This window comes from Enterobacter cloacae complex sp. S1, from assembly GCF_014930525.1.
Classification (GTDB): domain Bacteria; phylum Pseudomonadota; class Gammaproteobacteria; order Enterobacterales; family Enterobacteriaceae; genus Enterobacter; species Enterobacter hormaechei_C.
In genome coordinates, this window is record NZ_JADBRE010000016.1 from 93,925 (window position 1) to 119,566 (window position 25,642).

Annotated in this window: 24 protein-coding genes and 1 other RNA gene; 14 read left to right on the forward strand and 11 right to left on the reverse strand. The window is 51.5% G+C overall.

Annotated elements, in window-relative coordinates; all coding sequences use genetic code 11:
• Positions 1-17 precede the first annotated feature (17 nt).
• The 14 genes from flgG (at position 18) to IM290_RS11565 (ending at position 14,510) form a co-directional block, all read left to right on the forward strand.
• Positions 18-800: a flagellar basal-body rod protein FlgG gene (flgG, locus tag IM290_RS11500; protein ID WP_015571595.1), complete on the forward strand. Its 783-nt coding sequence runs from the start codon at positions 18-20 to the stop codon at positions 798-800.
• A gap of 62 nt (positions 801-862) precedes the next feature.
• Positions 863-1,576 carry a flagellar basal body L-ring protein FlgH gene (locus tag IM290_RS11505; protein ID WP_015571594.1) on the forward strand — a complete coding sequence of 238 codons (714 nt, stop codon included), beginning with the start codon at positions 863-865 and terminating at the stop codon, positions 1,574-1,576.
• Between the two features lie 58 nt (positions 1,577-1,634).
• Positions 1,635-2,699, forward strand: a complete 1,065-nt coding sequence (locus IM290_RS11510) for a flagellar basal body P-ring protein FlgI (protein WP_045324746.1) — start codon at positions 1,635-1,637, stop codon at positions 2,697-2,699.
• Complete coding sequence (flgJ, locus tag IM290_RS11515) at positions 2,699-3,628, forward strand: flagellar assembly peptidoglycan hydrolase FlgJ (protein ID WP_193042575.1); 930 nt, start codon at positions 2,699-2,701, stop codon at positions 3,626-3,628. The genes IM290_RS11510 and flgJ overlap by 1 nt, the downstream gene beginning before the upstream one ends.
• A gap of 104 nt (positions 3,629-3,732) precedes the next feature.
• Positions 3,733-5,373: a flagellar hook-associated protein FlgK gene (flgK, locus tag IM290_RS11520; RefSeq protein ID WP_193042576.1), complete on the forward strand. Its 1,641-nt coding sequence runs from the start codon at positions 3,733-3,735 to the stop codon at positions 5,371-5,373.
• An 11-nt stretch (positions 5,374-5,384) separates the two neighbouring features.
• Positions 5,385-6,278 carry a flagellar hook-associated protein FlgL gene (flgL, locus tag IM290_RS11525; RefSeq protein ID WP_193042577.1) on the forward strand — a complete coding sequence of 298 codons (894 nt, stop codon included), beginning with the start codon at positions 5,385-5,387 and terminating at the stop codon, positions 6,276-6,278.
• Between the two features lie 65 nt (positions 6,279-6,343).
• Positions 6,344-7,972 carry a methyl-accepting chemotaxis protein gene (locus tag IM290_RS11530; protein WP_045333251.1) on the forward strand — a complete coding sequence of 543 codons (1,629 nt, stop codon included), beginning with the start codon at positions 6,344-6,346 and terminating at the stop codon, positions 7,970-7,972.
• A gap of 169 nt (positions 7,973-8,141) precedes the next feature.
• Positions 8,142-8,870, forward strand: a complete 729-nt coding sequence (gene fliA / locus IM290_RS11535) for an RNA polymerase sigma factor FliA (RefSeq protein WP_045333292.1) — start codon at positions 8,142-8,144, stop codon at positions 8,868-8,870.
• 356 nt (positions 8,871-9,226) lie between these two features.
• Positions 9,227-9,577 (forward strand): flagellar transcriptional regulator FlhD, encoded by a 351-nt coding sequence (flhD, locus tag IM290_RS11540; RefSeq protein ID WP_023295279.1) that lies wholly within the window; start codon positions 9,227-9,229, stop codon positions 9,575-9,577.
• A 1-nt stretch (position 9,578) separates the two neighbouring features.
• On the forward strand, positions 9,579-10,151 hold the full coding sequence (gene flhC, locus IM290_RS11545; protein ID WP_015571589.1) for a flagellar transcriptional regulator FlhC: 573 nt from the start codon (positions 9,579-9,581) through the stop codon (positions 10,149-10,151).
• Positions 10,152-10,236: 85 nt separating this feature from the next.
• Positions 10,237-11,133, forward strand: coding sequence for a flagellar motor stator protein MotA (gene motA, locus IM290_RS11550; RefSeq protein WP_017692837.1), 897 nt, complete (start codon positions 10,237-10,239; stop codon positions 11,131-11,133).
• Complete coding sequence (motB, locus tag IM290_RS11555; protein ID WP_017692838.1) at positions 11,130-12,035, forward strand: flagellar motor protein MotB; 906 nt, start codon at positions 11,130-11,132, stop codon at positions 12,033-12,035. Before motA ends, motB begins: the two co-directional genes overlap by 4 nt.
• A complete protein-coding gene (gene cheA, locus IM290_RS11560; RefSeq protein WP_193042578.1) occupies positions 12,022-14,010 on the forward strand; it encodes a chemotaxis protein CheA in 1,989 nt (662 codons plus the stop codon). The genes motB and cheA overlap by 14 nt, the downstream gene beginning before the upstream one ends.
• Positions 14,007-14,510, forward strand: a complete 504-nt coding sequence (locus IM290_RS11565) for a chemotaxis protein CheW (RefSeq protein ID WP_015571587.1) — start codon at positions 14,007-14,009, stop codon at positions 14,508-14,510. The genes cheA and IM290_RS11565 overlap by 4 nt, the downstream gene beginning before the upstream one ends.
• Positions 14,511-14,575: 65 nt before the next feature.
• On the opposite strand, the gene IM290_RS11570 is transcribed toward IM290_RS11565, so the two are convergent.
• From IM290_RS11570 to ssrA, 11 genes are all read right to left on the reverse strand, one after another.
• Positions 14,576-15,631: an ABC transporter ATP-binding protein gene (locus tag IM290_RS11570; RefSeq protein ID WP_015571586.1), complete on the reverse strand. Its 1,056-nt coding sequence runs from the start codon at positions 15,629-15,631 to the stop codon at positions 14,576-14,578.
• A 1-nt stretch (position 15,632) separates the two neighbouring features.
• Positions 15,633-16,844: an ADP-ribosylglycohydrolase family protein gene (locus tag IM290_RS11575; protein ID WP_033487530.1), complete on the reverse strand. Its 1,212-nt coding sequence runs from the start codon at positions 16,842-16,844 to the stop codon at positions 15,633-15,635.
• Positions 16,841-18,241: an extracellular solute-binding protein gene (locus tag IM290_RS11580; RefSeq protein ID WP_193042579.1), complete on the reverse strand. Its 1,401-nt coding sequence runs from the start codon at positions 18,239-18,241 to the stop codon at positions 16,841-16,843. Before IM290_RS11580 ends, IM290_RS11575 begins: the two co-directional genes overlap by 4 nt.
• A 14-nt stretch (positions 18,242-18,255) precedes the next feature.
• Entirely contained in the window at positions 18,256-19,155 is a 900-nt protein-coding gene (locus tag IM290_RS11585) for a carbohydrate ABC transporter permease (protein WP_193042580.1), read from the reverse strand.
• Positions 19,155-20,078 carry a sugar ABC transporter permease gene (locus tag IM290_RS11590; RefSeq protein ID WP_223230137.1) on the reverse strand — a complete coding sequence of 308 codons (924 nt, stop codon included), beginning with the start codon at positions 20,076-20,078 and terminating at the stop codon, positions 19,155-19,157. The genes IM290_RS11585 and IM290_RS11590 overlap by 1 nt, the downstream gene beginning before the upstream one ends.
• A 121-nt stretch (positions 20,079-20,199) precedes the next feature.
• Positions 20,200-21,438 (reverse strand): ribokinase, encoded by a 1,239-nt coding sequence (gene rbsK, locus IM290_RS11595; protein ID WP_032104640.1) that lies wholly within the window; start codon positions 21,436-21,438, stop codon positions 20,200-20,202.
• Positions 21,439-21,978: 540 nt separating this feature from the next.
• Entirely contained in the window at positions 21,979-22,818 is an 840-nt protein-coding gene (locus IM290_RS11600) for a TIR domain-containing protein (protein WP_048219595.1), read from the reverse strand.
• Positions 22,819-22,868: 50 nt separating this feature from the next.
• Complete coding sequence (locus IM290_RS11605) at positions 22,869-23,828, reverse strand: reverse transcriptase family protein (RefSeq protein WP_193042581.1); 960 nt, start codon at positions 23,826-23,828, stop codon at positions 22,869-22,871.
• Between the two features lie 30 nt (positions 23,829-23,858).
• A complete protein-coding gene (locus IM290_RS11610; RefSeq protein ID WP_049109617.1) occupies positions 23,859-24,050 on the reverse strand; it encodes a hypothetical protein in 192 nt (63 codons plus the stop codon).
• A 452-nt stretch (positions 24,051-24,502) separates the two neighbouring features.
• Complete coding sequence (locus tag IM290_RS11615) at positions 24,503-24,961, reverse strand: hypothetical protein (RefSeq protein ID WP_193042582.1); 459 nt, start codon at positions 24,959-24,961, stop codon at positions 24,503-24,505.
• A gap of 298 nt (positions 24,962-25,259) precedes the next feature.
• Positions 25,260-25,623: a transfer-messenger RNA gene (gene ssrA / locus IM290_RS11620) on the reverse strand.
• Between the last annotated feature and the right edge of the window lie 19 nt (positions 25,624-25,642).

Here is a 25,642-nt window from a genome sequence, read left to right on the forward strand (position 1 = left end):
CCGCGCAAGGAGTACAGATGATTCGGTCATTATGGATCGCAAAAACCGGTCTGGAAGCACAGCAGACCAATATGGACGTGATTTCAAACAACCTGGCGAACGTCAATACCAACGGCTTTAAGCGCCAGCGAGCGGTGTTCCAGGATTTGCTTTATCAAACCATGCGCCAGCCCGGTGCACAGGCTTCCGAACAGACAACGCTGCCAAGCGGCCTCCAGCTGGGTACCGGCGTGCGTCCGGTCTCTACCCAGCGCGTGCATACTCAGGGCGGCCTGAACATGACCGGCAACGATACCGATGTCGCTATCGAAGGCAAAGGCTTCTTCCAGGTGCAGTTGCCCGACGGCAGCACCGCGTACACCCGTGACGGACATTTCGATAAAAATGAAAACGGTCAGTTGGTAAACGCAGAAGGCCATCCCATTCTGCCGGGCGTCGTAGTACCGCAGGACGCCAAAGAGATGCAGATAAGCCCTGATGGTATCGTCAGCGTGACGCTCCCGGGTCAGGCTCAGCCGCAGCAGGTGGGGCAGTTGACCCTGGCGACCTTTGTCAACGATGCCGGTCTCGAAAGCATTGGCGGCAACCTCTATCGTGAAACGCAATCCTCCGGCGCACCGAATGAACTGAATCCGGGCCTTGAAGATGCGGGTACGCTCAAGCAGAAGTACATTGAGACGTCTAACGTCAACGTGGCTGAGGAGCTGGTCAATATGATCCAGGTCCAGCGCGCCTACGAGATCAACAGTAAGGCCGTTTCTGCATCCGATCAGATGTTGCAGAGGCTTACCCAGCTTTAATTTCCTCTCTCTTACCGCTCCGGGCGCAGGCTCGGGCGGATAGATGGTTTATCGACACGTAAATGAAAACACTTTTTACATACAGTCCAACAGGGCTATCGCGTCCTGCACTGCTGGCGGGCGTGCTGCTGCTAAGCGGCTGCGCGCATATTTTGCAAAAACCGCTCGTGGACGGACCAACGTCGGCAGAACCATTACCGATGGCACCGGTCACAACCGGCGGCTCGCTGTTCCAGGCAGGACAGGCCATGAACTATGGCTATCAGCCGATGTTTGAAGACCGCAGGCCGCGCAGCGTGGGCGACACGTTGACGATCCTGCTTCAGGAAAACGTTAGCGCCAGCAAGAGCTCCTCCGCCAGTGCCAACCGTAATGGATCGGCCGGAATGGGATTACTGGCCATGCCGGGCAGCTCGAACAGCTGGCTGGGTAACGGCAAAGCTGACTTTAACGCGGAGGGCAAAAGCGACTTCTCCGGCAAGGGCGGGGCGGCGGCGCGCAACACCTTTACCGGCACCATCACGGTGACGGTAAATAAACTCCTGCCGAACGGCAATTTACAGGTGGTTGGTGAGAAGCAGATAGCCATAAACCAGGGGACCGAGTTTATACGCTTCTCGGGTGTGGTGAACCCTCGCACCATCAGCGGGGCCAACACCGTGCCCTCAACTCAGGTGGCGGATGCGCGCATTGAGTATGTCGGCAACGGCTACATCAACGAAGCGCAGACGATGGGCTGGCTGCAACGCCTGTTCCTGAACCTTTCTCCTTTTTGATACGACGATGAATACAAAATCCATTCTGTTATTTCTCGGCCTGCTGCTCAGCATTCCGATGCTGTACACGCCGGCGCAGGCCGAGCGAATTCGCGATCTGGCCACGGTGCAGGGGGTACGCTCCAACTCGCTAATGGGCTACGGGCTGGTGGTGGGGCTTGATGGCACGGGCGACCAGACGATGCAGGCGCCGTTTACGGGCCAGAGCCTCAATAATATGTTGTCCCAGCTTGGGATCACCGTACCGGCGGGCACCAACATGCAGCTGAAAAATATTGCCGCGGTGATGGTGACGGCCGAACTGCCGCCGTTCGCCCGCTCAGGGGATAAGATCGACATCGTGGTCTCTTCTCTGGGGAATGCGAAGAGCCTGCGTGGCGGTACGCTGCTGATGACGCCACTTAAAGGGGCGGACAACCAGATCTACGCGATGGCGCAGGGCAATGTGCTGATCTCCGGGGCTGGCGCGCAGGCTGGCGGCAGTCGCGTGCAGGTTAACCAGCTTAACGGCGGTCGCATTAGCGGTGGGGCGACGGTTGAACGCGAAGTCCCAAATGACTTCGCCACGCAAAACACGCTGCGCCTACAGCTTAACGAGTCAGATTTCTCGCTGGCGCAGCAGATCAGCGACGAGATTAATCGTCGCTATAGCGGTGGGGCGGCAATCCCTGAAGATGCCCGTACTGTACGTTTGTTTGCACCGCCGGATGGTCCTTCCCGGGTGCGTTTCCTCGCCAATATCCAGGATATTCCGCTGCGGGTGGGGATACAGGATGCGAAGGTCATTGTTAACTCTCGTACCGGCGCCGTGGTGATGAACCGCCATGTTTCCCTCGATGCCTGTGCCGTAGCTTATGGATCGCTGACGGTAGAGGTTACACAGAATAATGTTGTGAGCCAGCCGGATACTCCCCTCGGGGGAGGGCAGACCGTCGTGGTGCCGCAAACCGATATCTCAGTACGCGACCGCGGCGGCTCGCTGCAAAGCGTGCGCAGCAGCACGGATCTGAACGCGGTGATCAGGGCACTCAATACGCTTGGCGCGACGCCAAATGAGCTGATGTCCATTTTGCAGTCAATGAAAAATGCAGGCTGCCTGCGTGCGAAGCTGGAGGTGGAGTGATGAATGCTTTCGATCGTCTGGATAAGCCAGCCTTTGACGTTCGCTCTCTCGACGCGCTGAAGCGTGATGCACGCCGCGCTGAACCCGGGGCGCTCAGGGCGGCGGCGCAGCAGATGGAGGGGATCTTCGTGCAGATGATGATGAAGAGCATGCGCGATGCCACCATCAAAGATGACCTCATGCACAGCCAGTCCACCGATATGTTTACCGCGATGCACGACCAGCAGGTGGCGCAAAATATTGCGGGGAGCGGACAGCTTGGGTTTGCGGATATGATTGTGCGCCAGTCAGGCGGGGAGATCGATAGCCCATCGGTGTCGACGCCCGGCAGCGGTCCGCTTAATTTGCCGGGACTTTCCTCCTCCATCAGATCCGCCACCGGGCCGCTGGCGCCGTCTGCGTCGGTCTCCTTCGGCAAAGTAGCGCAGGGGGCTCAATCCTTTATTTCTCGTCTGCTGCGTCCAGCACAGATCGCCGCCAGGCAGAGCGGGGTTCATCCGCAACTGATCCTCGCGCAGGCGGCGCTGGAGTCAGGATGGGGGCAGCGTGAAATCCCCACCGCTGACGGCCGCCCCAGCCATAACCTGTTCGGTATTAAGGCCGGAGGTGACTGGCAAGGCAAGACCACAGAGGTGATGACCACCGAATACATCAACGGCGTGAAGCAAAAGATAAAGGCCTCGTTTCGCGTTTACGATTCCTATGAACATGCGCTCGCCGATTATACGAAGCTACTCACTAAGAACCCGCGCTATGCGGGCGTTGCGCATTCCCGTTCGCCGGAGCAGGCGGCCAAAGCGCTTCAGGCGGGGGGATACGCAACCGATCCTGCCTATGCGAAAAAACTGATCGCCATTATTCAGAAAGTAAAAGGTGATATTAAGCAGGGTGTAGAAGCCTATAAAAACGACCTCGCGAAAATATTTTAAAAAAGTTTTTAGATAAATTCGCAATCACCGATGAATAAAGCAGAGCAATAATTTTGACCCTGCCCGAATATCGGGCTGGAAATAACGGAATATCCAGGTGCCTTATGAACAACCTCTTTAGTCTCGCGAAAAGTGGCCTTAGCGTAGCGCAATCCGCTCTTAGTGTGGTAGGCAGCAACCTGACCAATGGCATGAGCGATACCTATAGCCGCCGCAGCCTTGTGATTGGTGAGCTCGGTGGCATGACCACGGGAAACGGATTTTATGGCTACGGTGCGACGGTAACTGGCGTCGATCGCGCTTACGATGCTTTTGCCAACAAGCAGCTACGCGGCTCCGTCTCAAACTGGGCCTCGCTTAACGGCCGCATGGAGCAATTGAGCGACATTGATAATATGTTGGGCGATGAATCCGACAACGTCTCTGTCTCCATCAATAACCTGTTCAAGTCGATGGCGACGCTGAGCGCAACCCCAGATGACGGCCCGGCCCGTTCCGCAGTATTCAGCTCACTCGGCGTATTGACCCAGCGCTTCAATGACAGCGGCAAGCGCCTCACCGCGCTGGAAAAGAGCACCAACACCAATATCGAAACCAGCGTTAAAGAAATTAATAGCATCAGCGACCAGCTGGCAGAAGTGAATAAACAGCTGGAACGCGTACAGGCGCAGAACGGTACGCCGCCTGCGGACCTGCTGGATCAACGTGATGCATTACTGGAAAAACTGAGTGAGCAGATCGGTATTGATGTAACCGAGAATAGCGTATCTGGCCGCGTCGACGTAACGCTTCAGGATGGTCGCCCCCTTGTCTTTGGCGAAAACGCCAGCAAGCTACAGGCCACAGCGTCTGAAAGCGATCCTGACAGAATCGTTGTCTCTTACGTTGATAGCAACGGCACTACCACGCCAGTTAACGAAGCGAGCATTACCAAAGGCCGCCTGGCCGGGTTGTTTAAGTTCCGCAGCGAAGATCTTGAGATCGCTAAAAACGAGCTAAACCAGATCGCCTTTATGATGGCGAGCCGCATGAACGAGCAGCACCGTTTGGGTGAGACGCCAGCGGGTGTGCCGGGGGGCGATCTTTTCTCTCTGCCACCTATGAAGGCGGTGGCAAATGCAGGCAATGCCGGTGGGGGAACGCTCGACGCTATCAGCGTGACGGACTACACCAACGTAAAATCTGAAAATTACAGCATCGACTTTGATGGAACAAACTGGAACGTAATGGGGGAGGACGGACGCCTGGTGAAGCAGGTGCCGGCCGGTTCCGCCACGCTTGAGTTTGACGGCATTGAGATTGATTTCTCCGGTGTGACCGCAAGCGCCGGGGACAGTTTTTCCTTTAATCCTATGGCTGGGGCTGCGGAGGGTATTGGCCGCGCGATCAACAGCGCACAGGATTTTGCCGCAGCGGATGCCTCCGGGGGCGGGGTGGGAAATAATCTTAATCTGGAAGAGATGCTTAAGATCCAGAATGAGAAACTGATTGGCGGCAGCACGCTGACGGAGGCTTATTCAAGCCTGGTGGGGACCATTGGTTCTAACGCGCGGGCGGTAAAATCGGGCATTTCCTCGGCTGAGATCGACCTGCAAACTAAATATGATGCGAAGCAGGCGCTTTCAGGTGTGGATATGAACGAAGAAACCGTCAATATGCAGATGTTTATTCAATATTACCAGGCCAATGCGCAAATTCTACAGACCGCAACCACCATGTTTGATTCGCTGCTTTCGATTAAATAAGGAGCTATCCGATGCGATTAAGTACGCTGTATATGTTTAAACAGAGCGCCGAGAGCATGTCAAAGCGCGTGAGTGATAATAATAATATTTATCTTCAACTCTCTGCTGGAAAATCGTTGCTGCGAGCCTCGGATGATCCAAAGTCCGCTACCGATGCGGTAAATTATCAGGACGCACTGGCGAAGCTTGAGCTTTACAGCAACGTACGTTCAACGGTGCGGAGTTCACTTGAGCATGAAGATAATATCCTGAACGGTGTGGGCAATTTGCTGACCACTACCCTCACCGAAAAAATCGTAGCGGCGAAAACGGAAAGCTACTCTGATGAAGATCGTCGGGCGCTGGGTGCAGAGATTAAAGGTATTCGCGGCAATCTGATGGATCTCGCGAATAATCGCGACGGGAGCGGGCGCTATATTTTTGGCGGATTTAAAAGCGATACGGCGCCGTTTGACGATGCGGGTAACTATGTCGGCGGTGATACCGCTCGTCGACAAACCGTTGCCGATGGTACGGATATGCAGACGGGCCACCTGGGCAGCGATGTTTTCGGGGATATATTCTCTGTTCTTGATAAAGCGGTAGAAGAACTTTCTCGCGATCCCATCGACAGTGATGCGCTGAATGCTGCGTTGAGCGCCGCCAGCGAAGCGGTTTCCGGCGGCATCGATCGTCTGGGTAAGGCGCAGGCGGAACTGGGGACCAACCTTCAGCAACTGGACGCGCTTGATATGAGTGGCGACGTCATGATCAACGACACCATAACCAAGGTTCAGACGGCCATTGGCGCTGACTATAGCACGATGACCTCGCTCATTATGGATTCTAAAATGTCAGAATTTGCACTGAACGCATCCATGATGGTATTTCAGTCAATGCAAAAAATGAATTTATTTAATAAATAACATTATCTTTCCATCTTATTTCTGAAAGTTTTAGCCGCATATTTATGTGCGGCTTATGAGGACCTATGTTAAATAAACTTAAAATCTATACCGTAATCAGCCTGATTATCGGCATGATCTCTTGCATGCTGTTTGGCGTTACGGCTTTTTCCGTTTATAACTCGGTGACGATTAATAAAAATTTTAAACGCGTTGTGGACGTTAATGACAGCAACGCCTACATGACTAACGCCGCATATAACATTAACTCGGTGGTGGCGAATACGAACGGGATGATGCTTCAGACGTCGCTGCATAAACCGCTGTCGCCAGAGATGATCAAACATACCCACAACCTGCTGAAAGAGGCGCGCAAGGAGATGGATGCTTTCGCGCAGGTGAAATTCAACAGCCTGGCAGAGACAAGGGCTGCTGAGGAGCTTCGCGCCAAATTTGACCTGGTTTATAACACCGTCCAAACCAAGCTCGGCTATCTTGAGCGACCGGAAGGATACCCGGGCTCGATGAACGGTGATATGGAACTGCGTACCGAGCTGCGTCAAAAAATTGAGAAGTATTCAGAAATCTCATCTGACCGGGGGTACGAATATGTATCAGTAGCTGAAAGCAGCTACAAGATGATGATTTGGGTAAGCGTGGTGATGATGGCTATCGCGATTTGCGTATTGTTAGCCGTTCGTTACTGGTTGCGTATTGCGCTGGTGCGCCGGATGGAAACTACCGTTGAGATGCTTCAGCGCGTAGCGGCAGGCGATCTGAGTCATGCCATAGAGACTGGCGCTGATAACGAAATTGGCAAAATGCTCAGGGAGCTTGAGAAGATGCGTGTCTCCCTGACCAACACCATTACCGGTATCCGTGAAGGGGTAGTGAATATCCATTCTAACGCCCAGGAGATTGCTCAGGGCAACAGCGACCTTTCCTCCCGTACCGAAGAACAGGCTGCGGCCCTTCAGGAGACGGCTGCCAGCATGGAGCAAATTAAAACCACCGTACGCCAGAATGCGGATAACGCACATGCGGCGCGCAGTCTGGCAGAAGGGGCAAGCATGAATGCCCAAAATGGCGGTGAGGTGATGGTAAACCTGGAAGCTATCATGGCGCAGATTACCGAAAGCTCCCGTCAGATTGCTGATATTAACGGCGTCATCGACAGTATCGCCAATCAGACCAACATTCTGGCCTTGAACGCGGCGGTTGAAGCCGCTCGAGCGGGAGAGCAGGGGCGTGGCTTTGCGGTAGTTGCGGAAGAAGTGCGTAACCTCGCCAAGCGCAGCGCCGATGCAGCGAAAGAGATTAATCAGCTGATTAATACCAGCGTTAACAATATTGATACAGGTTCGCGCCAGGTAAGCCAGGCGAGCGGCGTCATGCAGGACATCGTGACTTCGGTTGCTGAGGTGACGCAGATTATGGGCGAAATCAGTTCGGCCTCTGACGAGCAAAGTGCGGGTATCAATCAGATTTCGCAGGCCGTGAACGAGATGGATCTGGTGACTCAGCAGAACGCGGCGATGGTGGAAGAAGCGGCCATGGCGGCAGGCAAACTGGAATCTCAGTCGGACGAGCTTGAGCAGCTTGTTGCCCAGTTTACCCTGCGAGATGAAAAAGCTGAAAAACGCCATACGCCCGCGCCGGAAAAAATGACGTTGCGTCACGTTGAAAATGATAATGCGCAGTGGGAAACGTTCTGACATCTGCGGAAAGAGAATAATTGGCGTCAATAGTGCCGCCAATTATTCCTGTCAGGCAGCGCGATGATTAAATTAACAGAATGCGCATTTTTATAAAAGCTTATCGCACTTTTTGATTATGTGGTTTCAACTGATAATTGAGAATGTGAAGATTAGGTGGAAGAAATGCGTGGACGGTATATACACAGCTGAAGGGCTGGAGAATAAAACGGCATTGTGGTCAAAATACCATTTTATCGTCAGGCAAGAAGCGCTGCGTTTGCATAAGAGACTGCCTGCCAATGTCGAATTAGACGATCTCATTCAGGCGGGCTCCATGGGTTTTTTGAGTGCCATTGATAGCTTTGACCCTAAAAAAGGGGTGGCCCTTAATGCCTGGATCTCACAGCGTGTGAAATGGGCATTAATGGATGAGCTTCGGGAAAGTGATTGGGTTCCACGGCGCGTGCGATCGCATTCGCGGGAAATTGTGTCACTTATTCAGCAGATCGAACAGGAAAAGGGGGGAGAAGCGACCGAAGCTGATATTGCTGAACGGATGGGCGTTTCGCTAAAGGAATTTCAGCAAATGCTGGCTGATAATAATAGCAGCCAGATGTACTCTATTGATGAGCTTCAGGAAAACTATTCTGACAGTTGGGAGAGTAATGACGGCGAAAATGCACAGCTTAATCCGTTAAATGAGGCCATTCAGGAAAATTTGATAGCCAACATTGCTGAGCATATCCGAATGATCCCCAGGCGTGAACAGCAGATATTGCAGTTTTATTATCAGCAGGATCTAAACATGAAAGAGATTGGATTAATTTTGGGCGTTACAGAAACGCGCGTTAGCCAGTTGCACAGTTTAGCGATAAAACGTTTACGAAGCAGAATGGATCGGTTAAGGAAAGAATAACATAGCGATAACATTAACAAGATTAACAATATTTCCTAAGTAAAGTTAATTACGTTGCGTGATAATTAAGAATGTTTAACAATGCGTGTTTTTATAAGTAAATCATTTAGTTATGATAATTTTTTGGTGCGCGTTGTTTTCTTAAAGCTTGCTAGGAAAATTCTTAATGAATATGATTTCGTCAGATTTGTGATGTAGCCATCCTTTGGCATTGAAAAGCTTTTCGATAATTTATTGAATCAGCTTGACTGAATTCAGCGATTATCAATGCCAAAAGACTCTCTGCATCGACCGGGTAAACATTTTGCCTTAACTATTTAGCCTTGTTTGTGGTTGAAAAACAGTGGGAGCTTTTTGTGTCCAATTTTGACGAGTATCTGCAAAACATTCACGATATTAATCTTTCTTATTTATTACTGGCACAGCAGCTGATCAGACAGGACAAGTTTGCTGCCAGTTTTCGTCTCGGCTTATCCGAAGGCACGATTGATAATTTAAAAGAGTTGTCTTTACCACAGTTGATGAAACTGGCTGCGACCAATCAGTTGATTTGTCGTTTACGCGTCGATGACGAAGTGGTCATCGAAAATTTGACGAAAGATTCGCGTATTGAAGCTCTTCAGCAAATTCATACCGGCATCATTTTATCGACAAACTTACTTAATTCATTAAGCGAGTCCGATGCTGCTGTGACGGGAGAGGCATAAAATGTGCGAGAAAAGTTTATTGCAAGAAATTGAAGAGGTAAATATTGCCATGGGGTTAATTAACCTTGGGGCAAGAATGCAGGTTCTGGAATCTGAAACTTCTTTAAGTCGTCGGCGTTTACTGCGCTTGTATAAAGAGTTACGCGGCTGTCCGCCTCCAAAAGGGATGCTCCCTTTTTCTGAAGACTGGTTCATGTCATGGGAGCAGAATATTCACTCTTCCATGTTCTATAACATTTACCTTTATCTTCAGAAAACTGGGGGCGGGCGTCCTATTGAAATATTGATGAAAACCTACCGTCTTTATCTGGAGCAGTGTGGTTCTTGCTGCGACGATAAACCTGTCCTGGGGCTAACGCGTGCCTGGACATTATTACGCTTTATCGACTGCGGTATTATTTCCCGTAAGGCCTGTAGCGTTTGTTCCGGTGGTTTTGTGGTCACGACGGAATTCATCAAAAACCCGTTCACCTGTAGTTTGTGTAGCCCTCCTTCGCGGGCATTTAAGAAATCGCAGGTCAACCTCAGCGGAATCGCAGGCAATTATGCCACGCCGGAAATTATGACAGCCTGACGGATGTTCGATGGCAATGCACAGGATGGCGTTTTATTCGATGCCACGGCACTCGACATCGGTCAGCGAGTAAAAAGGAGAGAGTGTGTTAGTTATCTTTGGCTATCTTGTTGTTATTGCTACCGTATTTGGTGGGTTCGTACTGTCTGGTGGTAATCTGCTCGCGCTGTTCCAGCCTTTGGAATTGTTAATTATCGGCGGTGCCGGGGTCGGCGCTTTTATTGTTGGTAATAACATGAAATCCCTTAAGGCGACGGGTAAAGCTATCGTGAAGCTGTTCGTGGGGAAACGCTACAACAAAACGGTTTATATGGACCTGATGGCGCTTATGTTTTTGCTGTTGTCAAAAAGTCGTGTTCAGGGACTCATGTCACTTGAGAAAGACATTGAAGATCCGGCGGGCAGCGAAATTTTCAGCGCTTATCCTCGTCTGATGAGCGATCCGATGTTAAGCAACTTTATCCTCGATTACTTCCGCCTGATGATTGGCGGAAGTATGAACTCGCATGAAATCGAAGCGTTAATGGATGAGGAAATTGAAACCTGCGAAGAGGAGCTTGAGGTTCCGGCCCACAGTCTGAATACCGTCGGCGATGCCTTTCCGGCCTTTGGTATTGTGGCTGCCGTCATGGGGGTAGTGAACGCGCTCGGTGCCGCGGACCGACCCGCAGCTGAGCTCGGAATGCTGATTGGCCACGCGCTGGTGGGCACGTTCCTCGGAATTTTGATTGCCTACGGGTTTGTATTACCGCTCGCAACCCTGCTGCGTCAGATGAGTTCCGATCAGGTCAAAATCCTTCAGTGTATAAAAGTCACGCTGCTCTCCAGTCTAAACGGCTATGCGCCACAAATTGCCGTGGAGTTTGGCCGAAAAACCATTTTTACCAGCGAACGGCCTTCCTTTGAGGAGCTTGAAGAGCATGTGCGGGAAGTGAAATCCAGCGCCAGCCTCAAGTCTAAGTCTGCGGATGCCACGGCATGAAAAACGATTCCCCGATAATCATTTCGCGTAAGCGAAAGAAGAAAAAGCATGCTCATCACGGTGGTACGTGGAAAATCGCCTACGCCGATTTTATGACCGCGATGATGGCGTTCTTCCTGGTAATGTGGCTGATTTCTCAGTCCAGCACGGTGCAGCGGGAGATGATCGCCGATTACTTCCGCATGCCGCTTAAGCCATCTATGGCCAATGGCGACAAAACCAGCCTGAGCGACAGCATCATCCCCGGCGGCGGTGACGATCTGATGAAGCAGGACGGAGAAGTGGCGAATCATAAGCGGGTACAGAGCGAGCGGCAGCGCTGGATGGAGAGCCTGAAACAGGCCAGAGATAAATTGCAGCAGATGATCGAAACCGATCCCCGGCTCAATAACTTTAAATCCAACATTATGCTGCGTCTTACCAACGACGGGCTGCTCATTCAGATCACCGACAGCCAGGATCGCCCGATGTTTAGAGTAGGCAGCGAGCTGCCGGAATCCTATATGAACGGCATTTTGCAGGCGCTTGTGCCGCTGTTGCAGGAGTTGCCCAATAAAATCAGTCTCACCGGCCATACCGACTCGCTTCCCTATGCGGGCGGCACCTCCGGATACAGTAACTGGGAACTTTCTTCCGGACGCGCCAACGCCGCGCGCCGCGTGCTGGTTAAAGCAGGTCTTGACGATGAGCGTTTTCTTCGCGTGATCGGCACGGGAAGCCGTATGCCTTTAGAAAACAGTGATCCCTCAAGTCCGGCGAATCGCCGTATTAGCATTTTGGTATTAAGTAAAACCAAAGAACAGGATATCCGTCTGGAAGACACGCGCATGCATCGCCCAGAAAACGTCCTGAACAACACTACGCAGCAGGAGGTAAGGGGGTATAGCGATGGACATGAATGATTTCACCGAGATCTTTTTTACCGAAGCGGAAGAACTGCTGGCCGAGATGGAGAAGCATTTGCTGGAGATTGATGCCGCATCGCCGAATCCTGAACAGGTAAATGCCATTTTTCGCGCAGCGCATTCTTTGAAAGGCGGGGCAGGGACTTTTGGCTTTAATGCCCTGCAAGAGACCACGCATTTACTTGAGAACCTGTTTGACCAGGTGCGAGCCGGAGAACGCTCGCTTAACCGAACGACCGTTAATCTATTTCTGGAATGTAAAGACATTATGCAAGCGCAACTGGAAGCCTATCAGTCTTCGCAGGAACCTGATGAAGCGAGTTATCGCTATATTTGTGAAGCCCTGCGCAAGATTGCTCTGGAAGACAAACATGCCCAGACGGCAGTCGAGTTGCAAGACAAAGCCGCGACGCAGCAGGGGGCAGCTGATGGTGAGCCTTTACTCTGCGTGACGTTGAAGAAAATTCCTGAAAGCGAGCGGGCAATGCTTCAGGAAGAGTTATCCCACATGGGAGAGATTGTCGCTACGGAGAAGGCTGATGATGGCATGGTGGTTCAGCTGCGCACGAGCGCCTCTGCCGACGATATCTCCGCGGTGCTGTGTTTTGTGCTTGAAGAGTCGCAAATACTTATCGAGCATGTCGTTCAACCAGCGTCGGTTGAAGTGACTTCTCCTGTTACGGACAAAGCTTCTGTAGTCGCGGACCATTCAGAACCGCCTTCACGACCTGCCGCGCCGGTGCCAGCCCGTAGTAATAGTCAGGAATCGGGCAGCATCCGTGTGGCGGTCAGTAAAGTCGATCAGATCATTAACCAGGTGGGTGAGCTCATCATCACCCAGGCGATGCTATCTCAGCTTTCCAAAAAACTTGATCCAGCAAGCTACGATATGCTCTCCAGCTGCGTGGCGCAAATGGAGCGTAATACACGCGAGCTTCAGTCATCAGTCATGTCAATTCGAATGATGCCAATGGATTATGTTTTTAGCCGCTTCCCGCGGCTGGTGCACGATCTGGGTTCACGCCTGAACAAAGAGGTAGAGCTAACTCTTCGTGGCGGCTCGGCCGAGCTGGATAAGAGCCTGATCGAACGCATTATCGACCCACTGACTCATCTGGTGCGTAACAGTCTCGATCACGGCATTGAGCAGAAAGAAGAACGTGCCCGTAAGGGGAAGTCGGTAGTGGGCAATCTTATCCTCTCGTCGGAACATCATGGCGGCAATATCATCATTGAGGTGACTGATGATGGTGCCGGACTGAACCGGGAGAAAATCCTCGCGAAAGCCCGCTCCCAGGGAATGAATATCAGCGACACCCTCAGCGATGAGGACGTATGGATGCTGATTTTCGCCGCGGGATTTTCCACCGCAGAAAGCGTGACGGATGTTTCCGGGCGCGGCGTGGGTATGGACGTGGTCCGTCGTAACATTATGGCCATGGGCGGCCATGTCGAAGTCCTTTCAAAGCCGGGAGAAGGCACGACGATACGCATTATTCTGCCGCTGACGCTGGCAATCCTTGATGGCATGCTGGTGAAAGTTGGACAGGAGATCTATGTTCTGCCGCTCGGCGCGGTAATGGAATCGCTGAGGCCCGGCGAGGATATGCTCTGCCGCTTCGTCGGGGAGGAACGCCTGCTGCAAATTCGTGGCGAATATCTTCCGCTGGTGATGCTGCGTCAGCGCCTATCGGTGCCCGGCGAGACCGCACCTGAAGATGGCATTGTGGTGATCGTCCAAAGCGCTGGATGCCGCTACGCCCTGTGGGTCGATCAGCTCATTGGTCAGCAACAGGTTGTGGTAAAAAACCTCGAACAGAACTATCGCAAAGTACCGGGCGTTTCAGCCGCGACCATTCTCGGTGATGGCAGCGTTGCGCTAATCCTCGACGTGGTTGAACTGTCGACGATGAACGGACAAAAGGAAAACCATGTCAGGCCGACGTTCGGCAAGCAAGGAGTAACAGCATGACCCAAACAACGACAAAGCCTGCGGGCGCGGACGCCATTGCGCAGGAGTATCTGGTTTTTCGTCTCGGTAACGAAGAATATGGGATCGACATTCTGAAGGTACAAGAGATACGTGGATGCGATAGCGTTACTCGTATCCCGAACGCGCCAGGTTTTATCACCGGCGTGACCAACCTGCGCGGTGTGATAGTGCCAATAGTTGACCTTCGCGTGCGCTTCAGTCTCCCTGACGTTCAGCAGGATGACAGTACGGTGGTGATCATCCTTAACCTCAATAATCGCGTTGTAGGAATCGTGGTAGACGGTGTGGTTGACGTGCTGTCGATGGACATGGATCAGATTAAACCGACGCCGGACTTCGCGTCCATGCTATCAAGCCGCTATCTTCTTGGGCTTGGCGTGATGGAAAACAGAATGATCATCCTGGTCAATATCGAAATGCTGCTCAGCCGTGAAGAGATGGATATGGTGGATTCGATGCTGGAAACTAGCCTGGCCTAGCCTGATATATACCCACCGCCATTATAAAATCCCCCTGCGATTGCAGGAGGGATTGATTAAGCATTCTATGACCGCAGGCGCTTACCGGTCTGGGCATCAAACAAGAACATTTTTTCCGCGTCTACGGTGAGGAAGACCTTCTGACCCACGTTAATATCCAGCTTTTCATGGGACACTACGATCAGCTCCTGATCGTTGATACGCACCCGGATCTCCTGTCCTTCCCCGGTCATTTCTATCAGCACGATTTCCGCAGGCATCCCTGACTCGCCGAGCCGGATATAGTGCGGTCGGGTGGCGCAGATGATCTCCATCCCTTCAATATGTGAGCGGAGGGGGCAGGGGAAGCGGTAGCCGTTGTTGAGCACAATCTCGCCGTGCTGAATCACGCCTTTAAGGGTGTTAATTTCCGGCGTGCCGATAAAGCCCGCGACAAACAGGTTATCCGGGTTACGGTACAGCTCTTCCGGGGTGCCGACCTGCTCAATATGTCCGGCATTCAGCACAACAATCCTGTCCGCCATGGTCATCGCTTCCGTCTGATCGTGCGTCACGTAGATGGTGGTGCGCCCCATCCGCTGGTGGATCTTACGAATTTCGCCGCGCATTTTATGGCGCAGTTTGGCGTCCAGGTTGGAGAGCGGTTCATCAAACAAAAAGGCCTTCGGGTCACGCACCAGCGCGCGTCCCATCGCCACGCGCTGACGCTGGCCGCCGGAAAGATCCCGCGGGAGGCGATCGAGCAGATGCGTCAGGCCGAGGATTTCCGCTGCCTCTTCCACGCGCGCCATCCGTTCCGCTTTTGAGACGCTGGCAAGCTTCAGGGCAAAACTCATGTTGTCCCGCACCTTCATGTGTGGATAGAGCGCATAGCTCTGGAACACCATGGCGATATCGCGTTTTTTGGCGGGCAGAGTGTTGACCACCTCGCCGTGCATCAGCAGTTCGCCGGAGGTGATGTCTTCCAGACCCGCAATCATGCGCAGCAGGGTGGATTTCCCACACCCGGACGGGCCGACCAGTACAATAAATTCGCCTTCGTGAATGCTCAGCGAGATCCCTTTAATGATGCTGACGTTGCCGTAGGATTTGCCGAGATTATTTAAAACGATTTGGCTCATGTTACTCTCCTCGCCCGGCGGTGTGGCCTGGCTGCAATAATGGCATGACGTGCTGGCGGTAAAGCGCCGCCGCAGCGAGATCCTGCTGGATAATGCTTTGTGCTGATTCGCTGAAGCGCAGCGCGGCCGTACGCAGATCCAGGCGGTTGGCGCTATCAATACCCGCCAGCACCTCAGGTTCGACAATGGCTTCCCCGTGCAGCGCGCCTAAAATCGCGCCGCTCATCACCCCGATAGAGTCGGTATCACGGCCTGAATTGATGGCGTCTTCCACCGCCCCGCGAAACTCGCCTTCGCGCAGCAGGCAGAAGGCCAGCGCCATTGGCAGTTCCTCAATCGACATCAGGCGCGAGGGCTGGTAGGCCATGGTCGGGACGCCCGCTTTTTCCGGGCCGTGCATCAGGTCATCTCCCATCGGTGAGAAGGGCAAAAGCGCATCGTGCAGGGCGTCAACGACCTGTTGATAATCCCATGCGGTTCCACGGTAGCGATGCGCGACCTCAAGCGTTGCCGCGATGGCCTGGCGGGTGCCGTCTTTAGCCAGTTTCAATGCGATGTTGGTGATAGCCTCAATGGTGATGCCAGGAATAAATGCCGCTGCAACGCAGGCGGCGAAGACCCCGGCGGCCTCCAGCCCATAGCTCTGCTGATGCCCCTGGGTGAAATTAATGGCTTCCTGGTAAGCTGCCTCAGGGTTGCAGGCATTAATAGCTCCGATGGGGGCGGCATACATGGCTGCGCCGCAGTTCACCATATTGCCCACGCCGCCCTGGCGCGGATCGCAGGCGGCCAGTTGCAGACGATGGAAGATCCATTTTTCCGGATAAAACAGGCGCTCAATAACCAGCGCTTCCCGATCCAGTTCCGGCACCCAGCGCGGTTCCCAGGCAATCTTCCGCACAAAAGACTCCCCCATATCCCACGCATCAACGTGACGGCCCAGCTCGCTGTAAACTTCCATCAGGCAGAGTGTCATCAGCGTATCGTCGGTGATGATACCGTTGCCGCGTACGCGGTTGTTGCGCCGTGCGGACGGCTCGTCCATCCGGTGCCAGCGCTGGTGGATGGAGGTGACGCGGCCATATTTCTCCGCGATTTGCCGGGCGGAGAGTTTCTCAACCGGTCCGCCTAAGGCATCACCGAACGCCACGCCATACAGCATGCCCAGAATGCGGGACGTGAACGATAAATCAGCGGCTTGAGTAACGGTCATTTTAATTTTTCCTCTGCATATTCGGTCATGGCGTTTCCACCTGCGGCTTTCCAGGCGCTGACATACTGATCCCACTGATCAAATGACGCTTTGCCAGAGACAAACTGGTACGCCCACTGGTTATAAATACTGCTGGTTGAGTCGATGGCGGCGGCAAACGACGCCGGGAAGATAAAGGCGTTATCCGCCGTAAAATAACGTTGTGAATTGTCGATATAGCGCAGCATCGCGGGCGTCCGCCACTCCACCGGCGGCTTCCAGTTGGCGGCCTGGATAAACCGCGGATACCAGGCATTAATTTTTGGCGTCACGTTTATCGTGTTGCCCTTACGAACGTAGTGCGTGTTCTCGAAGCCCATCTGCTCCATCATTTGCCCTTCCGGGCTTGCCAGAAAATCGAGCAGGATCATCACTTCCTTTTTATGTTTCGAGAGCGAGGACATGGCAAAGCCGCGCGTTTCCATGGAAACATCTGTCGCCGCCAGCCCTTTACCTGCCGGGCCTTCGGGTGGGTCGAGCAGGGTGAGGGTGGCGTCAGGATGGATCTGACGCATCTTTTCCTGGTACACGCCGACGTTGCCTGGCGATGAGACGGATACCACGCCAACCTTGCCGGTATAAAACTCATCTTCTTTTAGCTCCCAATTGGTGGTGATGTACTGGGAGGAGAGCAGTCCTTTCTGATACAGAGAATGGTAGAACTCCAGCTTGCTCCGCTCCTGCGGGCTTATCTGGGCGTTGATCAGCTTGCCCTGGTCGTCCTTGAGCCAGGTGGCGTGAATGCCAAACGCCGGGTTCATAAAACCGTCGAGATCGCGCAGGTCTTTCTCGGAGGTGATCCCCCAGCTATCCGTCTTACCGTCGCCGTTGTAGTCGCCGGCGTGGATCGCATTGAACAGCGTGACGTACTCCGCCAGCGTTTTGGGTGATGCGCTGAATCCGCTCTTCTGTAACCAGTCCTCACGGATCACCGGCTGGCGCGCGCGCAGGGGAAAGACATACAGCAGGGTCGGATGGTTTTGCAGGCGAAGCCGGTTGTGCGGCCACAGCGCCTCTTTCAGATAGCGGGTTTGCGCAATCCACGGACGCCAGTCTTCAAGAATGCCCTGTTCAACCATCTTCTGGTCGCTGCCGTTGAAATAGATCAGGTCAGGGATGGTGGCGGAGAGCAGCATCACGTTCAGCACGTCGGAGTAGCCGGAAGACGACAGGTTGACGATCTCAATGTGGATATCGTGTCCCTGGCGTGCCAGCGCCTGCTCGATTCGCTGAATATGCGCGACATCTTCGCGGTTGGTGGTCAGCAGATCTTTTTCCACAATCCGGATAGTGACCGGCTCGGCCCAGACGGCCTGGCATAACAGCAGGCCGCAGGCGATTGCTGTGAATAATTTCATCGTCATCGCTCCTGTTAACCCTTCACCGCGCCGGACATGGTCCCTTTGGTGAAGAAGCGCAAAATAATCGGGTAGATGGCAATCAGCGGGGCGATGGTTAAGGTGATCATCCCGGCTTTCAGCGCCTTAATGCTGATCTGGCTGGCATCGGTGTAGTTCGACATGCTTTCGACGCCTACCATCGCCAGCTTATCGCCCTCGACGACAAACTGACGCAGCACCACCTGCAACGGCCATTTGTCCGGGTCGTTGAGGTACACCATGGCGCGGAAAAACTCGTTCCAGTGCAGCACCATGTAAAATAACGTGATCATGGCAATGGACGATTTGGCGACCGGCATAATGACGTACCACAGCGTCTGGAACGGGTTCGCGCCATCGAGTTCGGCGGCTTCCAGCAGCTCCTCCGGGATCTCTTCGAACAGGCGAACCAGAATAATCAGGTACCAGGCGAAGACGGCGCGATACAGGATGACGGACCAGTAGCTGTTCAGTAGCCCCAGCTTTTTCATCACCAGAAAATCGGGGATGATGCCCGGCTCAAAGACGATGGTGAACAGGACAAACATAAACAGCCAGCGGCGTCCCGGCAGGCATTTTTGCGCCAGCGCCCAGGCCAGCAGCACGGTGAAAACTACGTTGATGATGGTGCCCACCACGGTAATCAGCATTGCATTGCCAAACCCGCGCAGCACGGCTTCGTTGGTCAGCAGCAGCTTCCAGACGTCCAGCGAAAAGCCCTGCGGAATAATTTCCAGGCCGCTCATGCCGGGCACGTTTGCCGGGCTGGAGAAGGATATCGCCACCAGGTTGAGGATCGGTTGTAGCGTCACGACAACCAGCAGCATCAGTACCGAGAGAATGAGCACATATTCGATGCGCTCAAAAGGGGTGCTTCGTGATGAGATGCGCATTACCAGACTCCTTTACCCGTCAGGCGTTTTGAAACGTTATGTGCCAGCACGATAAGGACCATGCCGATCACGCCTTTGAATAACCCTGCGGCGGTCGCCAGCGAGAACTCCCCGGTGCGCAGGCCCATGCGGTAGACGTAGGTGTCGATGATGTCTATCTGACCGTTCACCACGTCGTTGGTCATGTTGAAGACCTGATCAAAGCCCTGGCTCAGGAACAGCCCGACGTTGAGGATAAACAGCGTGGCGATGGTCGGGGTGATAGCGGGCAGGGTGATGTGCCAGATTTTGCGCCAGCGCCCGGCACCATCCATTTCCGCCGCTTCATACAGCTGTGGATCGATGGCGAGGATCGCCGCGATGTAAAGTAATGAATCCCAGCCCGCGCTGCGCCACATTTCAGTGAACACCAGCACCCAGCGGATAGAGCCACTGTCGGTCATAAAGGGGATCGGATCGTAGCCCATCGATTTAATGATGTCGTTAACCGCGCCATCAACCGGCGAGAGCGTGGCAATCGCGATACTGGCGATCACCACCCAGGAGAGATAGTGCGGCAGATAAATCACCGACTGGACAAATTTACGGTAACCGGATGAGCGCACTTCATTGAGCAAGAGCGCCACGATAATGGGAACCGGAAAAATAAAAATCAGCTTCATTGCGCCGATAATCACGGTGTTCTGTATCACCTGCCAGAAAACAGGGGATGACATCAGCGTGGCAAAATACTGCATCCCGACCCAGATATTCGGCGGGATAATACGGTACTGCTCAAACGCAATTTTGGTTTCCCAAATGGGTAAATAGTGCCAGATAAAAAAATAGATAACCCCAGGCAGGGCCATTACGTAGAACGGCCACCACCGGCGTAACGTCTGGCGGCAACGTGCCATGCGGGAAAGTGTTTGCTGGTGAGGCATGTTATTTACCTGCGGTATCGCGCCGCCGGGTTTAGATTCTGTCAGGGCTTTCATCGGACATACTCCCATTACTGAAATGGTTGTCGTGAATATAATCTGTTTTTGCAGAAATATGCGTGCGTTAAATTTTCTCGGTGAGAATGTTTTTATCGTTATATTGCGCGAGGCGGGTCAGGACATCTTTATATTCGGGCATATTTGATGCGCCTTCTTTTTCGACGGCCAAAGAGGCGAAAGCACAGGCAAATTTTGCTGCCTGAATAATGGATTCCCCTTTCGCCATCGCGGCGGCGAATGCGCCGTTGAAGGCATCGCCAGCACCGGTGGTATCCACACATACGGCTTTCAGCGCCGGGATATGAATGAATTGCTCACCGTCATAAATAAGCGCGCCTTTCGCTCCCATGGTGATGATGACGTGACCTACCCCTTTCGCTTTAATGGCTCTGGCGGCTTCCTTCGCGCTGGCAAGATCCACAATATGAATGCCGGACAGCAATGAGGCCTCAGTCTCGTTTGGGGTCAGAAAGTCCACGTTCTTCAGGCAGCTAACCACATCAGATGACCAGGGGGCAGGGTTCAAAACCACCTTAATCCCGTTACGGCGGGCAATTTCAATGGCCCGAAAGGTAGCGGGTAGATTATTTTCCAGCTGGGTTAAAAAAATATCTGAGTTTTTCACTTCAGGGGTAATCGCTTCAACTTCATCGGCTGTAATGGACCGATTGGCCCCAGGGCTGATGGCAATCATATTTTCACCATCACTTTGACAAACATAAATAAGCGCGGTGCCGGTTTTCTGATCTTTATCCTGATAAAGCGTGAAGCTGTCGATAGCAGAAGATGAAAGATGTTCAAAGGCCATCTGACTAAACTGATCGTTACCCACCTTACCGACAAAATGGGTTTTAACATTGCATTTGCTTACGGCCAGCGCCTGATTGGCGCCTTTGCCGCCGGGTCCAATAATGGTATTTTCGGAGAAAATAGATTCTCCGCTTTGCGGGAAACGATCGACATTAGCAATAATATCAACGTTGAATGAACCCAGAATACAGACTTTACCTTTCATCTTTCGCCCTTTATGTCGGGATTTGATCGTTTTTCTTGACTGCGCGGAGTCAAAAAAATGAATGATATTGCTATCTAAATTATTGACTGATTGGGTATGAAAAATACGGCGTTTGATAATTGCCCCACCGTGGCATCGTTCAATGCCGCCTTCCTGCGCTAATAAGTTCAGGTCGCTGCGAATCGTTTCCCTGGTGACGTTAAATACTTTCGCAAGCTGATTCACCGTCGCCCGTTCGTACCTGTTAAGCCAGGTCAAAATTGCATAATGCCGTTCTTTATTGAGCATAAGGTCACCTCTGTAGTTATATTATTGTTTCCTTGTTGTTAATGTTTTGGTGTTGTTCACAGATCGTTCGACAAAACAAAAGAAAACGGAAATATATGAGGCATTAAATGTTTTATATCAATGACTTATGTTCTGTATAGGAAGGGTGTTTGGGCTTTGTTTTGCAGTACGGGGATTTCAACGATGGCATGGGCCATGACGCAACGTTAGATCTTTCTCGGGCGCTTTAGCACGCAGAACGTTGGTGTTGGTCTGGGGGCTGTGGCTGATCCGGCATGAACTGGAATACCTGAACGTATAGCGATAATCGCCGGACTAAGTCGAATGGCTCGGAGAACAACAGACACAAAAAAGCCCGCAGGGCTTGCACCGTGCGGGCTTTCAGGACTTCATCGGATGACTCTGGTAATCACCGATGGAGAATTTTGGTGGAGCTGGCTGAGAGCGACACCAAATACTAACTGTCTGATTCCTTGAGCAATGTAGCGGGAATCAATGTCACAGCAGTATGGCACATTTATAAAAGGCTCTTCAAGTGGTTCACACTAGCTTGTTCATATCAATGTCAAATCCAGCTTGTTTCATTTCTTTAGCCAACTGAAAGTGCCATGCGTTTGCCTCATCCATCTTTATGTAGACGACCCCACTAATATCGTTTGGAAGCTCTATTGCTCCATCAACCAAAGCCACTACACGATCTCTTCCTAACTTACTTATTAAAAAGCCATGTTCGAAAACAACATTTTGACGAGCACGTAGCTGTAGGTTGTCTGCATTGCCTTTGGAATTACCTATATCATCCGGTGTGTAGAGGACAACAGCAAATCCAACATCAGTATATTGCTCGATTTTCTCGATTATTGTTCTACCTGAGCTTGCTTGTTCATGCAGAATGATAGCTTTGTAATCCAATTGTTCTACAAATCGAGCAGTCTTGGTCTTCGCAGCATCATCATGCCCATGGACGATGAAAACCTTGTTAGAGTTCGAATTAGCTATTGATTTAGACGGTTTCTGGGACGAAGTCGATTTTTTGCTACCTGCGGGACCCGTGATGAACTCATCTGTTACATCAGTGGCTCGATATATTGCACGTTCTAAGTAAGATGGTCCCCCGATCATAAACACGCTGGAGTTTTGATCTTCTGCCTCTATTGCAGGTATTAAGGATTCAATGCTGGATTCAGTAGCCTTAACAGTTAATCTGTTAATTTCTGATGTTTGAATAGTCGTACCGTTTACTGTAATTGGATTGCCCTGCTCGTAAGGTTCTATGAAGCGAGCTATTAGCTGTTCTTTCGTGAGATCGGTTTTGTTTTCTTCAACGCCGGCTTTCCCGGTTTTTGCTGGTTTCTTTTCAATAACAACGTGATACAACATTTCATTTTCCTTGTATGGCACGATGATTATTTTAATCTCGCTGCGGTTTTTTAAGTACCTTGCTCTGATAGCTTTTTCGCGGTTTTAAGCTGCTGTGTGAAAAAACGAGCTTTATCTTTCTGTCTGGAGTCAACTTGACCAGCTGCATGCAGCTTACCTGCTAGCTTTTCTAGATGGATTATTTTTGCAGCGTTGTCTTTTGCTTCAGCCAAAATAGCAAATTCTTTTCCGATTGAATCATTGTGTGCCCAGCGTACCTTGAGTTCTCCATCCTGAATCACTATCCCTGTAAGTAGCTTTCCCTCTGATGACGAATAAAATCGCTCTTTCTTGTCTTTAGAGGTGAGACCATGAGAACGAATACATTTTTTAGCTTGGGCGGCAAATCCTTTTGGGATTTTCGAACCAGAGAACGCTACATCGTCAACATATGCCGTAAATACCAAGCTGTTTGAGGCTGCAAGGTTGCTAAGCTCGTCAAACATATCCTTATTGGCCCAAAACGCTATAGCCATGCTTATCGGGCTGCCTGTGGGCACTTTTCCTGCAAAGGTTGCGAGATTGGTCATTACATAAGCCACATCAGGTGACATCTCAAATTTATCAACAAATGCCTTATAGACCTTCGCTGCCCTAGTCGAGGGGAAAAACTTGTGAATGTCGAGCTTCAGAAGTTCAGTTGCTTGCTTATGTGATTCTGCATTAGTCAGGGTTGAATGCTTCTTCCGACCCGAGTGAAGATATGGAGGTAATTCGATTCTGCTCAATAAAAAGCCGATCTTCCTGTGAACTGCTTTGAGTTGGGCAATTGGTTCCTGAATCTTCCTCCCAGCGTCGTTTTCGAATTCTTTGAAAGCTGAATCAAGCATTAACTTATCTGCTTGTTTCTTTGATAAGCCAATGACTTGTAGGAGTTTTTTCTTGTTTTTAAGCTTGAATAGAGGAGATTGATTTAGGGGGTAGAGTTTGAGGGATTTTTGAAGACTAGGGGTACGTTTTGTGCTTTTCATTGTTGTTTATCCTATCTATTACGGCCTCCATTACAGGAATCCCTTGATGGAAGCTAAGATGAAGGCAACAGTATCAGAGTGAATAATCGCTGTGAAAGCCTCGTTGGCAACACAGCTCAAGAAAAACATGCCTAAGCCTTTAAGGTTTTTCTTTAACTCATCACTCACACAAAACGTTTGCTGAACACTAGCCTGGCATTTTTTACGTGTCTTTCGACCCATAATACATCTCCTTCTCAGTTCCCGGTTACCACTATGGTTACCGGCCTCGCCTGAACTGACAGGAATAAGAGATGTTCAGCAATTAACCCCAGTTTTCGACGTCACTTAGTGACGTCCCCTCGCCACAATCCCGGCAATACCAACTGTCACAGCAAGTACCAGAGCGTTGGTGATGCGTTAGCATCGTAACGTTGGAACATTGAGAACGTGTGGCATGCGTCGTGTGGGGAGAGAATAGAGGCCGAAGCCTCCACGATGGCTGACAAGCAGACCATCAAGCTTTTGCGAGGAGCTCTCTCCTAGGTACTAGCAGGATCATTTTATGATCAGATTCATGTGGTTAGCAATAGCGAAGAGGGGGTATGTTTCGAAATGTGAGTGAAAATGATTATGGGTTTTAGGGTGCGAATTCTACTCCCTAACAGGAAGCTGAATTCGTTGATTGAACAACTCTACTTATAACTACAAGGATGCCAGTTGCCCTTATCCCACAGGAAGAACTGGATTAAGTTGTTCTGCACTTTAGGAAGAATTTTGGCTCTGACATTGCCGTTACTGAATATGAGGATACCGCCCAAAATAATTGCTCTGGTATCCTGCAAGGATTTGACCTTGGCTTGTGCCACCATGCGAGCAATGACCTGGTAATCGTATTCACTGAGAGTAGCTTTGAGGTGTGGTAGTTCGTCCAGAACTGTACTTGCTTCGGCCCGGTGCAGAGATGGTTTATCATCGTAAGCGATGCGTTCTTTCAAATCAGAGACAGCCATATCTAATGTCTCAAGATAATCGTTCAGATCACCTTCATTACGTGCAGAGCCGCAGAACCAATGTTCTGTTTCCTCGGCGGTCCATTCGGCAATTTTTGCTCGAAGTTTTGCTCTGATTTGCTCTTGTGCTGATTTTTCCATCACGCCATTCTTCAGTTTCTTGGGGGCCCCCAAAGAAGCAACCATCTATTGGCAAAGTGTCTGTAAACGAAGGGCAAGAAGACGAGCACGCTGAAAGCTTGCTGTTTGCAGGCTCAGTCTGTATTCGATGGCATTGCCGTCAGATACGAAACGCTTCCTGAACCACCAGGTGTGGGTACGCTTATAGAGGTAATGGGGGATGCTATTTGATGGCATATGGTACACTCCTGAGTCACAGTTGTGCCACACGCCCAAAGAAAAACGGCCTGAAACTCTAAGAGAATCAGGCCGTTATATTTGGTGGAGCTGGCGGGAGTTGAACCCGCGTCCGAAATTTCTACATCCTCGGTACTACATGCTTAGTTTGTCTTTACATTCGCACGCCAGCTGCGGACAAACACGCCACTGACGAACTAGCCTGATTAGTTTTAACGCTTCAACCCCAGGCAGGGTTTCCACGCGATCTCTTTTGGGTTTGACCTCTCTTTGATCCCCGTCTTAAGAGCGGAAGCTAGGGAGAGAGGGCTCTTAGCAGGTTATTAAGCTGCTAAAGCGTAGTTTTCGTCGTTTGCGACTATTTTTTTGCGGCTTTTTACGAGGCAAACCGCCCCTCGGCATGCACCTTGGGTTTCGCAAATCCCGTCGAATCCAGAATCAGCCCCAATAGTGTTGAACTGAGTA